Consider the following 13,296-nt stretch of genomic DNA (forward strand, 5'->3'; position numbering starts at 1 on the left):
GCCACGGGCGTCTACAACACCACGCAGTCGATCGGGCTCGCGCTCGGCGGCATCGCGGGCGGCTGGCTGCTGAAGCAAGGCGGCCCGAACATGGTGTTTCTGATGTGCGCCGGCGCGGTTTCAATATGGCTGGCGATCGCATTCAGCATGAAGCCGCCGCCGCCGCGAACCTGAACGATCAGGGCACCGTTTGAAAATGAACAAGACTGACGAGTGGGTAGGGGGAGACCGATGATCCGCATTTCCGCGCTCGCAGATCGACGCGCGTTGCTGCATGCGCGGCGTCTTTGGCTTCACTATGGCGTGTTCTGGCTGGGTGCGGTGGCCGTCGGCCTCGTAGCGGTGCTTTACGCGAAGCTGATCGATTTCGGCTACGCGGTGTTTCTGGGCTATGCGGCCCAACATGCATGGTTGCCGCTGATCGTCACGCCGACGATCGGGGCGGTTACGGTCTGGCTGACGCGGAGATTCTTCGATGGTGCGGAGGGGAGCGGCATTCCACAGGTGATTGCCATGCTGCATGCTCCAGGCAACACGGCGGCGCGGTTGCTCAAGTTCCGGATCCTGATCGGGAAGATACTCGTCTCGTTCCTGGCCATTCTCGGCGGGTTCACGATCGGTCGTGAAGGCCCGACGATTCACGTCGGTGCCGCACTCATGTTCAACCTGCGGAAGTTTTATCCTCAGCGCTTTCGTGCGATTCGCCCGGGCGTGCTCGAGCACCGGCTGGCCCTCGCGGGCGCGGCGGCAGGCCTTTCCGCCGCGTTCAATGCACCGCTCGCCGGCGTCGTGTTCGCGATCGAGGAACTCACACGCAGTTTCGAGCAACGGACGAGTGGCGTGCTGATCACGGCGATCATCTTCGCCGGTATCGTATCGCTTGGCCTTCAGGGTAACTACGTTTATTTCGGCACGATCGACGTAGGCGCGCACCTGCCTCAGTCGCTGGCGCTTGCGGTCGTCCTCATCGGTGTGATCGCGGGCGTCATGGGCGGAATCTTCTGCTGGCTGTTACTCAACACGCGACGCTGGATGCCGCAAGGGCTTCAGGATTTTCGTGCAGGTCAGCCCGTGCTGTTCGGCGCGGCGTGCGGGCTGGTCGTCGCAGTCGTCGGTGTGGCGACACACGGCCATACGTTCGGCAGCGGATACGCGGAAGCCCGCGGCATGCTCGAAAGCCATACGAACGTCAGCGTCCTGTACCCGGTGTTCAAGATGGTTTCGATGATTGGCTCGTACCTGCCCGGTGCGCCGGGCGGCTTGTTTGCTCCATCGCTCGCGATCGGTGCAGGGATCGGCAATACGCTACATATTCTGTTCTCGGGCATGCAACTTCAGATGCTGATCGCGCTCGGGATGGTCGGCTATCTGGCCGCGGTCACGCAGAGCCCGATCACCGCGTTCGTGATCGTCATCGAGATGATCAACGGCCACGCACTCGTCATCTCGTTGATGGCCACGGCGCTGATCGCCAGCCGCGTCTCGCGATTTTTTGCTCCGCCGCTGTACGAAGCGTTGTCGACACGCTATTTTCCCGCTGACCACCGATGACCTTGCGGGGCATTGCTCCGGGCATCGAAGATCATTAACTGCGTTCGTCTCGACTCATGAAGGGCCTGCTGTTTATTCTCGCCACGTTGCTGCTGCTGTTTGTGTCTGTCGCACGCTTGCGCGCCGAAGATACGATTCCCGAGGATTACCGCTACCTGGCACGTATGAACGTTCGTCCGATCGTCATCGATTGTGTCGCGGAAATCGACCGATGGATTCGAACGTCGGCGAAGTACGACATGTTTCTCGCGCCTGACGTCCGGTTGCTGAGGGCCAAGGTTCGAGCTTTTCGCGGGATGGAGGATCATTCCAACAGCGAGCCGCTGGTCGATTCAACGGTGACTGTTCGCGCTTCAGCGCGCCTGCGGCCTCGTGGTGCGTGGCTCCCCGTGACTGCGAAGTGCAAAATCTGGCGTGCACACGTGGTGAGCGTCATGCTGAAGCCGTCGGATTTGCGGTGACGGGTTCATCGATCCTGAACTGCAACCGCTACCCGGGTATTCGCGAGCAGTGATGTATCGGCGCCACTATCCGGCGGGATGACGATGATGGTCGCGTGTTGTGATCTCTGCGTTGGCGGGTGACCCTCGCCCATATCGGCGGATCTGTGCGGCCAAGTTTCGCGCGCTCATGATTGCGGGACGGTCGGCGTGCCTGCCGCACCATGGATCACGTGGAGATGGAGACAGCCGCGTACCATCGATAAATAGAGCCCGTCGGCACGGCGCTGACGGAAATACTCGACGTGTGAATGATGCCCGTCCGGCATGATACGCAGACCGACCGGCACGCCTCGAAAGAACGATTCGGCGCGCAGCGTAATCGTTCCGGCGCGCTCGCCGAGATGCAGTTGCCGCGTGCTCTGTTTCCACCGACGAGCGACGCAATTCGCGACTTCCGTCGCAGATATATTGGAGTTTGCAGAGAACACGGGCGACTGCCCCAATACACCCTCGCGACGAGAACACGCTATGAGGAGCACGCAGATTCCCGCGGCAATTGTCATGTGCCAAATGTTCAACGGTGTCCTCACGATTCCATGCGGCAGAAGTCGAATCCATCGGTCAAGTTGCGTCACAGTGTGACATGAAAGATGAGTGGCAGCGGTGATTTGATGACTGGATATCTCGCATGTCAAGAAGCGCTTGACGCTTCGGGCGCACCAGGCGGGAAATGCATCAGACCGTGCGGTAGTAGCAGGCGGAACGCGACGACCAGCAGTAGCAACGAGGCAACGGCGGGATTTGTCAAACGCTGCGCAAGCAGTTGACGTAAGCGGATCGAAATACACAGGCCTGACTGCGCTGTTTCGTCGTCTGATGCACCGTTGTCGGATGATGGATGTTGGTCTACTTGCCGGATGGCTACAAGGACCTTGTCGAGTCGGGGCGGAAAATATCCGCCCGCTGTTGTCGGCCAATCACGTGCGCGTCTTCAACCATTCCTCGTCGAAACGCTTGACTCGATAGATCACGATGGACGCGATCCAGCTGACTGCAAAGATAGCGATGATGATGTAGCCGAGCATGCCGAAGTTGTCGTTGAGCGTGCCGATCGCGTCCCACGGCGTACCCTTCAGGTCAAGCTGATCGGCGAGCAGGCCGAGCGCCTCGATGCCGCCGATCACAAGCGCGACCACGATCGACACCAGCGTGATCGTCATGTTGTAGTAGATCTTGCGCAGCGGCTTCTGGTAAGCCCAGCCGTAAGCGCCGAGCATCAGGTGGCCGTCGAGCGTGTCGACGAGCGACATGCCTGCGCTGAACAGGACGGGAAAGACCATGATGGCCCACGGAGACAGGCCCTTCGCCGCCTGTGTCGCGGCGATGCCAAGCAGGCTGATTTCGGTCGCCGTGTCGAAACCGAGGCCGAACAGGAAGCCGATCGGGTACATGTGCCAGCTCCGCGTCACCAGCCGGAACAGCGGGCGGAACAACCGCGCGAGAAAGCCACGATCGGCGAGGAGCATGTCGAAATCGTCGTCGACGTATGCGCCGCCACTGCGGATGTGACGCCAGGCGCGGTAGATGCCGCGCAGGATCATGAGGTTCATCAGCGCGAGCGCGAACAGGAAAAACGCTGAAACGGCCGTGCCGATGATGCCGCCGATCGCCTTGAAGTTGTCGAACCGGCTCTGGATCGCCGTGGTCGCGAGTGCGACCGCGATCGATGCAAGTACGACGACGGTCGAATGGCCAAGCGAGAAGAAGAACCCTACCGCGACCGGCCGTTTTTTTTCCTGCATCAGCTTGCGCGTGACGTTGTCGATCGCGGCGATATGGTCGGCGTCGACCGCATGTCGGAGTCCAAAGCCGTATGCGAGCATCGCGGTGCCGAGCAGGACCGGATAGGCATGGAACGCCACCAGGGCCCATACCCATGCAAACACGTTGATGGCGATCAGCACGCCATAAATGCCCAGCAACTTCCGCCGTACGCTGGCGTTCGAGTCGTTGAAAATCTGAGTGAATCGGTCAAGCATCGAGAATCTCCCGGAAAGCACGCGTTCCGAATGGTGAAAGGGCAGGTGCACAACGAGGTCTGGCTTCGGGATCGACTGCGATTGCAAACGCCGTCCCGATACAGTGGCGCGACCGTACCGGAATCTCACCGGTTTCCCGTTGTGTCTGCGTCAAGAGAAATCAACTCCGCTTATACCGCGCGGAAACCGAAAAGTCGATTCCGTTCGTGATGGTGCTCGAGCCGATTTCTTTCACATTACATTCGGAAATATCGCATTCGTTTACTGAAATATTTCGGGAGCTTGATCCTTTTCCAGCATGGCATAATCGCCGTCCGTCACGTCCCATGTCATCGTCTCTGCGCGTCATGTACGTCGCCCGTTTCCGCAAACCCGGCAGCCTGATCGGATTGATTGCAATCCTGATGATGGCGCTCGCCCCTGCGGTTTCGCAGATGATGATGTCGCGTCACCAGCTCGTCGACGCACTGACCGTCTATTGCACCGCAAGCGTCGACGAAGTGTCGGCCGCACATGACGGCAAGCCGTCGCACGCGGCAAAGACGCACTGGCAGGCTTGTCCCTATTGCAGTTTCTTCGCTCACGCGACTGCGTTGCCGGGGCACGCCGTCGTGCTTGCCACTCTGCGTCCCGGTTCGCAGAGGCCGGTCGTATCGGCCTCGAATCCGGCTCGCATCAGCCTCGTCCACACGGTCGCGCAATCCCGTGCGCCGCCCGCATTCTCCTGATTTCGTCTGATTTTTCTGCCTGAAAAATTGCCGCCCGCGAAGCGCGAGGCGGCGAGTCGTCGCGCGTACGCGCGACGATATCGAACGACAACCGGAGAACACACGACATGCCTCGTAATACCGAACGGCGCGCGCTTCGCGCATGCGCCGCGCTGCTGGCCACCTGCGCCGGCCTTTCCCATGCTTCTTTCGCCAATGCGCACGCCGTGGTCGGCGACCGCGTCTTTCCTGCCACGATGACAGTGGACGACCCCGGTGTCGGCGACGAGTTCGACATGCAGTTCGGCCATATCAAGTCGCCGGACGACAACGGCGACAACATGAACGTCAATACCGTGTCGTACGAGTGGGACAAGCTGATCACCAAGAACCTCGCGTTCAGCGTCGCCAGCCAGTACGTGTCGCAGAACGATCCGAACGGCGGTTCCGCGAAGGGCTGGGATAACGTCACGCTCGGCGTGAAGTACCTCGTCTACACGAACGCCGCGCACGAATTCATGGCGTCCGTCGGCCTGGAAACCGAGATCGGCGGCACCGGCGCGAAATCGATCGCGAACGCGTACTCGACATTTACGCCGACCGTCTACCTCGGCAAGGGCTTCGGCGATCTGCCCGCGTCGCTCGGCTATCTGCGCCCGCTCGCGCTGACGGCCGAACTCGGGCCGAACCTGACCACAGCGTCGTCCGACCAGGGGCCGAACTCGTTCGGCTGGGGCTTGACGCTGCAATACAGCATCCCGTACCTGCAGCAGCAGGTGAAGAACCTCGGCCTGCCGCAGCCGCTCAGCAACATGGTGTTCGTCGTCGAGGCGCCGATGAGCACATGCACGGCGGGTGCGTGTTCAGGCCAGACGACCGGGACGATCAACCCGGGCGTACTGTGGCTCAACCGCTACGGACAATTCGGCGTCGAGGCGCAGATTCCCGTTAATCGGGCATCGGGCAACCATGTCGGCGTGATCTTCGACGCGCATCTGTATTTCGACGACCTGTTCCCCGGCTCGCTTGGCAAGCCGCTGTTCTGATCCACGGAGAAACCGCATGAATCTTTCGACCACGATGCGCGCGGCGGCGGCCGCGCTGCTGCTCGCCGCCGCGCAACTTGCTCACGCGCATGCGTATCCGACGCATCAGCAGCCGTCCGCGGGCGAAACCGTTACCGCGTCGCCGAAAACCGTCGCGATCGATTTCGACGACGCGCTCGAACCCGCATTTAGCTCGATCGCCGTCACCGATGCGCAGGGGCACGCCGTCACGAACGGCAAGCCCGAAGTCGACGCGGCGAACAAGAAGCACATGTCCGTCGCGCTGAATTCGCTGTCGCCGGGCGTTTACGCGGTCGCGTGGGTGGCCGTCGCGGTCGACGGCCACCGGACGCAGGGGCACTATACGTTTACGGTGAAGTAGCCGTGGACGTGCTCGTCGACGCGCAGATCGCGTTGGCCGCCGTTCAGGACCTGCTGTTCGCCACGACGGCGGGCTTGCTCGCGTGCGGCTCGATCGACCGGCGCATCGGATTGTTTGACCAACGGGCGCTGCGCGTCGTGCGCGCTGCGCTCGGCCTCGCGCTTGCACTGACGGCGTTCGGCTATCTGTGGCTGCAAGCCGCCGTGATGAGCGGCTCGCCGCTCGCCGACGCCGGACCTGCTGTCGTGGCCGTGCTCACGGAATCGCATTTCGGTATCGCCTGGTCGATCGGATGTTCAGGCGCGCTGCTCGTCGCGGCGGGCATCCTCGCGCGCGGCCGCGACGCCGTGCCGTGCGCCGCGGGCATCCTGCTCTGGGCCGCCGGCAAGGCGGCCATGGGTCACGCGGCCGATGGCGGCGACTTTTCGTGGCGTGAAGCGGTGCACCTGACGCACGTACTCGCGACAGCGATGTGGGCCGGTGGCGTGATCGCTGCCACGGGCCTGTTGCGGTGCCTCGGGCGTACCGGGACCGCGAGCGTTCCGGCGCAACAGACGGCTGCGTTCTGCTCGGCGCTCTCCCATCTCGCGACCGGTGCATTCGCTATCGTGCTCGTCACGGGGCTCTACAACGTGCTGCAGGATACGGCGCAAACCAGCGCGGCGCTGTTTGGCATAGCCTGGGGCCGGGTGCTCGCGGCAAAGCTCACGTGCGTCGCATTTGCGGCGTTGCTCGGCGGCTGGAACCGCCTGGTCGTATTGCCCGATCTGCGCTTGCGTGCCGAACGGCACGATACCGGTTATCCGGCCGCGCAACGCCGCTTCGACATGGCGCTTGCCGTCGAGGCCGTCGTCATGGTCGCGGTCCTGGCGCTTGCAGCGTTGCTGGGCCATACGGCGCCGACGGCGGGCGCGTCCTGACGACACGTTTGCTCACGGAACAAGGCAGGGGTATGGGCCCCTTCGTTATCCAACCATTCATGACAGAGGATCGGCAATGAATATCACGAAAACAACGCGTGCTGCGCTCGCGTTCCTGTCCGCCGCCGCATTGTCGCCGGTCGTGCATGCGGCGCCGGCACAATCGGTCGCCGTCTCCGACTGCTGGATTCGCGGGATGCCCGGCAATTTGCCGTCGGGCGGCTTCTTCAACGTGAAGAACCGCAGCGGCAACCCGATCGACCTGACCGGCGTCGACAGCAATGCTTTCGGCATGGCGATGCTGCACCAGACACAATCGAACGGAAGCACGTCGACCATGGTGATGGTCGACAAGGCGACGGTACCGGCCGGCGGCACGCTGTCGTTCGCGCCGGGCGGCTATCACCTGATGCTTGAGCAGCCGACGCATCCGCTGAAGGTCGGTACGACGCTGCCGCTCACCTTCACGTTCGGCGACGGCGAGAAAGTCACCGCGCAGTGCATGGTGAAGGCACCGGGAACGATGGCGAAGTAGACGCGGCAAACGAGCATGCCGGTGCCAATACGCACCGGCATGCTTCTACCATTTGAACGTCTGCCACCGGTACGTGTCGTCGAGCGACTCGATGACGAGCCGCTCGACCGGAACGGGTTTGACCGATCCGTACCATTCGAGCGGATCCGCGCCTTGACGCACGCCTGCTGCGACCAGCGCGTCGCGTGCCGTGTCCTCGATCCGCGCCCGTCGCCAGAGTGCCTGATCGTGAAGCAGCTTCGTCGCGTCGATCCCGAAGCGTACGAGTCCACCGCCAGCTTGGCGCGTTTGCCACATCGTCAATGTCACGCGATCGCCGGTGCCCGGGTCGATCGCCCGTCTGTTGGCCGTTTTCTCCCAGTACGGATTGCGCGAGAACCACGCGACAGGCTTCGCTTCCGGTGCCATGTCGAGCGTTTTCGGCATGATGACTTCGCTCATGATGATGGACTCGAAGTGCAACATGACCGTGTAGTGCCATGCCATCGTAACCATGCGGACATTTCCTTTTTCGATTGAACGTATGCCGTGATGTTTCAGTAGCGCATGGTCAGCGACGCGAACGCGGCCCGGCCGGGCGCTGGCGAATGCAGTGTCTGCGAGCCGTCGTACCAGACGTATTCGTTGAACCGGTTGAACAGGTTCGTCACCTGCAGCTCGACGGTTGCCCGTTTCGATACGCGATAGGCGGCTCGCGCGTTGACGGTCACCGCCGCGCCGAAGCGGCCGGTCGAGTTGGTTTGCTCGAGGTAGTACGCGCTCTGTGCATTGCCCCATGCCGACACGTCGAGTTCGGGCGTTGCCCGCCAGTCGATCCCGGCCGACAACAGATGGTTCGGCACGTGATCGACCTGCTTGCCGGCGCTCGCCGGGCTCGCAGGCCCCGGATCGACAATGCGCGCCATCTGGTACGTGTACCCGAACCACAGCCCGACATCCCGCGCCACACGCAGGTTGGCCTGCAGGTCGATCCCGTGGCGCTTCGTCTTGCCGAGATTGTCGTAGTCGCCGGTCGGGTCGTTCAGCTTGCGGCGTACCTCGTTGGTCGCGAGCTGTTCCCAGTAAGCAACGCGGCCGTCAAGCCAGTCCGCCGGCTGGAATTTCACGCCCAGCTCCCAGCCGTCGTTGATCGACGGCGCGAGATCCCCGGTGCGCGGCGGGATCTTGTACGCGCCGGCACCGACGCCGACCTGAAATGAACGGCCGTAGTTGCCATACACGCTGTAGCCGTGCCACGGCGTATAGACCGCACTGATTTTCGGCTGGCCAATCACGCCGTAGCCGTTCATGTCGTAGCGCGCGCCGCTCAGGTTGTTGGTGAGTTGCCCGCTCAACACGTCGACGCGATAGGCAGGCACGATCTTCAGCGCTTCGACCGGCTTCACGACGGCCTGCACGTATGCGCCCCAGGTGTCGTACGAGAACGCCTGATCGCGGGTTTGCGATGTGCGCACGTGGCGGTCGGTGAGCCAGCGGCGGCTGACATTGTCCTGCCACTCGCCGCTCACGCCGGCCTCCAGCGCAAAATCGCGCAGCCAGTTCACACGCGGACGGAACGTCAGGGTGCTCAGAAAGCCGAGATGTCGCTCGTCGGAGAAACGCTCCTGCTGGCTGGTCGCCGAAGAGAACGTGACCCAGCGGCGCTCGCGAAACGTGTTCAGGTACGCGATCGTCGACCACGACAGCCGGTTCGTGAGATCCACATCGGCGTACAGCGCGTACTGTCCCGTTTCTCGGGTTGCCTGATCGGTCGAGTTGAATGTGTACGAGGCGCGCGGATTCGTGTGGGCGTCCGCGCCGCTCAGGTAGCCGGCCTCGTCGGCCGACACGCGCGCGTATCGTGCGGAGAAACCGACGCGTACGTCGGCTGTCGGGCTGTAGAACCACTTGCCGGCCACGCCAGCCTTGTCCGATCCCGAGTGATCGCGATAGCCGTCCGACTTGCGGTAGCCGAACGCGTAGTTCTGCGAGAACGTGTCGGTTTCATGGCCGGCGACCGTTTCCGCATCGAACGTGTCGTAGCTGCCGTAGCCGATCCGGCCGCGTGCGTAGGTGCCACCCGTGAGTGTCGCGATCGACGCGTTGCCGGCGATCGCGTGCAGCCCATAGCGCGGGTCGTTGGTGCCGCGCACCGTCTCGAGCGAGTCGATTTCGAGTGGAAACACGGCATCCATGAACGGCATGTTGCCGTCGTTGCTGTTCGACGGCAGGCCGTCGATCAGCAGCTTGACCGCATTGATCTCGCCCTCGCCGTTGAAGCCGCGAAAAGACAGCTTGCCTGAAGTGGTGCCCTGGTTGAAGTCGGTCAGCAGCACGCCCGGTAACTGGCCGAACAGTTCCCATGGACTGCGCGCGTTCCGGTTCTCGATATGCTCGGCGTCGACGCGGTCGACCGAGGTCAGGATATTCCTGGACGTCAATGCGCCGGTACGCGCGCCGCTGACGTCGATGGTGCCGAGTACGAAGGTAGAGTCGCCGGTCCCGGCTGCGGTCGGATCGGTTTTCGGTGCGGCTCGGGTGTGGCCGCCGCGCGTATCGGCAGACTCGCCATCGTCGCGCTCGGCGTCAGGTTGTGCGGCGGGCTCGGCCTGCGCGGTCATCGCGATCGCGATGCATGCGGGAGCAAGCCACGCTTTCCGGTTGTGTCGAATGCTCATCAAAATCTCTGATTCGGTTGATTGGAGTCGGGACGAATCCCGTCGTGCCGCGGCCACGGCACGCCAGGTCGTGACGTCAATGCGGAGCGGCACCCGATGCGGAAGACACGTCGGAGGGCATGCGGAATCGGTCGAAACGCGCGACCGTGATCGCGCGCATCGGCCGCTCGGCATCCGCGAGACGGGACAGCAGCACGTGCACATCCGATGGCGGCACGCCGGCATCCTTCAGCCACGCGGGATCCTTCAACGCAGCGCCACCGCAGGTGACGATCGTCCAGTGGTCGTTCACGACGCGCAGCAGCGCACGGCCGGCCATGTCGCGCTGCGTCCAGTCGGCGATCGCGAACTTGCCGGCAAGGGCGACGGCCTCGGTCACGACATGCCTGTCGGGGCTGTCGTAGGTGCGGGAGAGCAGTTGCGCGATCTGCATGGCGGCCGAGGGTGGGGCGTCGGCAGCACATGCATTCGCGGTGGCCACTGCGAGCGCGACGCCGCATGCGATCCGCCCGGCGAGCGAGTGGATCGAAAAAAATCGCTTCATGATGGAAGTGGGCAATGTGTTGAATTGCGCCCCGCGATGCGGCGCGGGGCGGTCAGGGGATCGAGTGCCATGCGACGAAGCCGCTCACTCCGTCGCTCGTGTGCACCACGCGGCATTTCGGGGCAGTGCGTCGAGTGCAGCGGGCCGCGTGATCCACGCAACCCAACCTGCCCACAACCCGACCACGACGAGGGTCGCGATGTTCAACGACCGCCGGTGCCGCACGATGCGTTCAAGCAGGGAAAGGCGAGCATTCATACCAACCTCCATGGTTCGACGTGGTGGAATTCGCGTGCTTCATCAGAACGCGTACCGCATGCCGGCGAACACGCTGCGCCCTTCGCCCGGGTAGAAGATCGCGGTGTTCGCGGTGCGCGCATCCGCGACCGTGCTGATGTCGCTGACGTAACGCTTGTTGGTCAGGTTGCGCGCGTCGACGAACACGGACAGCCCGTTGCGGAAGTCGTAGCCGGCCTGCAACCCGAGTAGCGTGTAGCTCGGCACGCGCAGCGTGTTCGCATCGTCGGCCCATGCGCCCGACGGCACCCAGTCGAGCGTCGCCGCGATGTGGAAGCCGCTCGGCCGTGCATAGCCGAGCGTCGCGCGCAGCACGTTGAGCGGCACGCCCGCGATCCGGTTGTTGCCGTACTGCGGATCGTTCTTGAAGCGGAAGTCGTTCAGGTTCCAGATGCCCGACAGCGTGATCTTGTCGCCGACGCCGCGCCCCGTGACGTTGCGCAGCAACTCGACCGACGCGCCGGCCTCGATCCCCTGCAGCACCGTCTTGTTCGCGTTGAACGTCGACGCCGGGACGTCCGGGTTCGTCGTGTACTGCAGCAACTGGTCGCGCACGAGCGAGCGATAGGCGGTCACGTCCCAGCTCACGCGCTCGCGGGAACCGCGCGTGCCGAACTCGAGCGTCCACGCGTGCTGCGCCGCGAGCGGCGTGAAGCGCGTCGTGCCCGAGAAGGTCTGCGTGAGGTCGGTGAAGTCTGGCACGTCCTGGCTGCGGGTGATGTCGACATACGCCTGGGTGTTCGCATCCGGCTGCCACAGCAGGCCGAGCTTCGGGTTGACGCCGCTGTAGCTCGCGTTCGTCGACTTGTAGGCCGCATCGCCTGGCAGGCCGCCGTAGTCGATGTATTCGCGCACCGAATGCAGCGCCTTCACGCCGGTCATCAGCGCGACGGTCGGCAGGAAGAACAGCCGGTTCTCGACGTAGGCTTCGTAGTTGAACGCCGTCTGCGTCGAGTCGAGCGTCTGCGCGCCCTTGTCGCCGTTGACGTTGACGTACTGGTTCGCCTGCGTGCGGCCGCCGAAGAAGCGCGCGCCGACGATCAGGTCGTTGCGCATCCCGCCGACGTTCAGGTGGCCCGTGTAGCGCGGCGCGAAGCCGTAAGTCCAGCCGTCCTGGTCGAGCGCCTGGAAGATCGGGTGATAGAGGCTCTTGTGGATCGCCCACGTGTCGAACTGCAGTTCGCCCGAATCGAGCTTCACCGTCGTGCGGTTCGCGATCCGCTCGGTGCGTGTGTTGCGCGCCTGATCGCCCGATATCGCGCTGGGCGCGGCCTTGGTCGGATTGTTCAGCGCGTCGGACAGCGACAGCGTGCCGGGCAGCAACTGGTCGACGACGTACAGGCCCACGTAGAAGCGCGTCTCGACCGTCGGGCTGAACCGGTAGCCGACGTTCGCGTTGAACTGCTCGTACTGGCCTTTCTCGTGATCGCGATAGCCGTCCGCGTGGTTCACGCTGAAGTTCGCGAGGAAATCGAGCGGGCCGAGCACGCGCGAGACCTGCGCGCTCGTGCGCACCGTGCCGTAGCTGCCGCCTTCCACGCGCACGATGTTCGGCGCGTCGGCCGTATAGGCCGTCGGCGTGATGAAGTCGATCGCGCCGCCGAGCGTCGACGAACCGTATGCGAGGCCGTTGCCGCCCTTGTAGACCTGCACCGCCTGCAGCGCGAGCGGATCGATCTGGTAGTAGTCGCCGCTGCCGTCCGCGAGATTGGTCGGGATGCCGTCCTGCAGGATCTCGAGGCCGCGCGTGTGATACGCGCGGGCAATCCCCGAGCCGCGGATCGACAATCGCAGTTCCTGGCCGTAGCGGTTCTCGACGAACACGCCGGGCACGTCCTTCAGCACGTCGCGCAGCGTAAATGCGTAGGTGTTCCGGTAGCTGTCGGCATCGACGAAGCCGACCGAGCCGACCGTCTGTTCGAGCGTGCGCTTCAGATCGTCGGTCGATTTCGACATGAGTGAGTCCGCCGCGCGGGTCGCGCTGACGTTGATCGCGGGTAGCGTCGACGCGGCCGGCGCTTCGGTCGGCGCGACGGCGCTTTGTGCGCATGCTGTCGAGGCGGACATAACGGAGATCGCACCGGACAGCGCGATGGCAATACGAGTCAAGGGAAACATGTCGTTGTGTGTATGGTTATGGTGAATACGGCACACACCGCGGCCGGCGCGCAGCGC

The 13,296-nt window shown here is 63.5% G+C and carries 14 protein-coding genes, 1 pseudogene and 1 riboswitch; of the genes and pseudogenes, 9 read left to right on the forward strand and 6 right to left on the reverse strand.

Annotation, left to right across the window (positions count from 1 at the left end):
• The 3 genes and pseudogenes from DIE13_RS30580 to DIE13_RS30590 all read left to right on the forward strand — a co-directional run.
• A pseudogene (locus tag DIE13_RS30580) lies at nt 1-174 on the forward strand (MFS transporter); the annotation flags it as partial.
• A 57-nt stretch (nt 175-231) separates the two neighbouring features.
• On the forward strand, nt 232-1,551 hold the full coding sequence (locus DIE13_RS30585; protein WP_124830743.1) for a chloride channel protein: 1,320 nt from the start codon (nt 232-234) through the stop codon (nt 1,549-1,551).
• A gap of 56 nt (nt 1,552-1,607) precedes the next feature.
• Entirely contained in the window at nt 1,608-2,012 is a 405-nt protein-coding gene (locus tag DIE13_RS30590; RefSeq protein WP_124830744.1) for a BspC domain-containing protein, read from the forward strand.
• A 167-nt stretch (nt 2,013-2,179) separates the two neighbouring features.
• Here DIE13_RS30590 and DIE13_RS30595 read toward each other — a convergent pair whose 3' ends face one another.
• Together DIE13_RS30595 and DIE13_RS30600 are read right to left on the reverse strand one after the other, a co-directional pair.
• Nucleotides 2,180-2,572 (reverse strand): hypothetical protein, encoded by a 393-nt coding sequence (locus DIE13_RS30595; protein ID WP_124830745.1) that lies wholly within the window; start codon nt 2,570-2,572, stop codon nt 2,180-2,182.
• 399 nt (nt 2,573-2,971) lie between these two features.
• Nucleotides 2,972-4,033 (reverse strand): HoxN/HupN/NixA family nickel/cobalt transporter, encoded by a 1,062-nt coding sequence (locus DIE13_RS30600; protein WP_124830746.1) that lies wholly within the window; start codon nt 4,031-4,033, stop codon nt 2,972-2,974.
• Nucleotides 4,034-4,069: 36 nt separating this feature from the next.
• Nucleotides 4,070-4,213: riboswitch (cobalamin riboswitch) on the reverse strand.
• A gap of 29 nt (nt 4,214-4,242) precedes the next feature.
• On the opposite strand from DIE13_RS30600, the gene DIE13_RS30605 reads away from it, so the two are divergent.
• The 5 genes from DIE13_RS30605 (at nt 4,243) to DIE13_RS30625 (ending at nt 7,623) form a co-directional block, all read left to right on the forward strand.
• The gene (locus tag DIE13_RS30605; RefSeq protein WP_233410106.1) at nt 4,243-4,761 is read left to right on the forward strand and encodes a DUF2946 domain-containing protein; all 519 of its coding nucleotides are present in this window, start codon (nt 4,243-4,245) and stop codon (nt 4,759-4,761) included.
• A gap of 107 nt (nt 4,762-4,868) precedes the next feature.
• Complete coding sequence (locus tag DIE13_RS30610; protein WP_124830748.1) at nt 4,869-5,786, forward strand: hypothetical protein; 918 nt, start codon at nt 4,869-4,871, stop codon at nt 5,784-5,786.
• 16 nt (nt 5,787-5,802) lie between these two features.
• Nucleotides 5,803-6,168, forward strand: coding sequence for a copper resistance protein CopC (locus DIE13_RS30615; RefSeq protein ID WP_124830749.1), 366 nt, complete (start codon nt 5,803-5,805; stop codon nt 6,166-6,168).
• 2 nt (nt 6,169-6,170) lie between these two features.
• Entirely contained in the window at nt 6,171-7,088 is a 918-nt protein-coding gene (locus DIE13_RS30620) for a CopD family protein (RefSeq protein ID WP_124830750.1), read from the forward strand.
• A gap of 76 nt (nt 7,089-7,164) precedes the next feature.
• Nucleotides 7,165-7,623 carry a copper chaperone PCu(A)C gene (locus DIE13_RS30625; RefSeq protein ID WP_124830751.1) on the forward strand — a complete coding sequence of 153 codons (459 nt, stop codon included), beginning with the start codon at nt 7,165-7,167 and terminating at the stop codon, nt 7,621-7,623.
• Between the two features lie 45 nt (nt 7,624-7,668).
• Here the strand turns inward: DIE13_RS30625 and DIE13_RS30630 are convergent, their stop codons facing one another.
• From DIE13_RS30630 to DIE13_RS30645, 4 genes are all read right to left on the reverse strand, one after another.
• Nucleotides 7,669-8,118, reverse strand: a complete 450-nt coding sequence (locus tag DIE13_RS30630; protein ID WP_124830752.1) for a hypothetical protein — start codon at nt 8,116-8,118, stop codon at nt 7,669-7,671.
• Between the two features lie 41 nt (nt 8,119-8,159).
• Entirely contained in the window at nt 8,160-10,280 is a 2,121-nt protein-coding gene (locus DIE13_RS30635) for a TonB-dependent receptor (protein ID WP_124830753.1), read from the reverse strand.
• Nucleotides 10,281-10,356: 76 nt separating this feature from the next.
• Nucleotides 10,357-10,824 carry a copper uptake system-associated protein gene (locus DIE13_RS30640; RefSeq protein WP_124830754.1) on the reverse strand — a complete coding sequence of 156 codons (468 nt, stop codon included), beginning with the start codon at nt 10,822-10,824 and terminating at the stop codon, nt 10,357-10,359.
• A 300-nt stretch (nt 10,825-11,124) separates the two neighbouring features.
• The gene (locus DIE13_RS30645; RefSeq protein WP_233410001.1) at nt 11,125-13,077 is read right to left on the reverse strand and encodes a TonB-dependent receptor domain-containing protein; all 1,953 of its coding nucleotides are present in this window, start codon (nt 13,075-13,077) and stop codon (nt 11,125-11,127) included.
• On the opposite strand from DIE13_RS30645, the gene DIE13_RS33605 reads away from it, so the two are divergent.
• On the forward strand, nt 13,076-13,264 hold the full coding sequence (locus DIE13_RS33605; RefSeq protein WP_233410000.1) for a hypothetical protein: 189 nt from the start codon (nt 13,076-13,078) through the stop codon (nt 13,262-13,264). The two genes, DIE13_RS30645 and DIE13_RS33605, sit on opposite strands and share 2 nt — an antisense overlap.
• Nucleotides 13,265-13,296 lie beyond the last annotated feature (32 nt).

This window comes from Burkholderia sp. Bp9016, from assembly GCF_003857765.1.
In the GTDB taxonomy this organism is placed as follows: domain Bacteria; phylum Pseudomonadota; class Gammaproteobacteria; order Burkholderiales; family Burkholderiaceae; genus Burkholderia.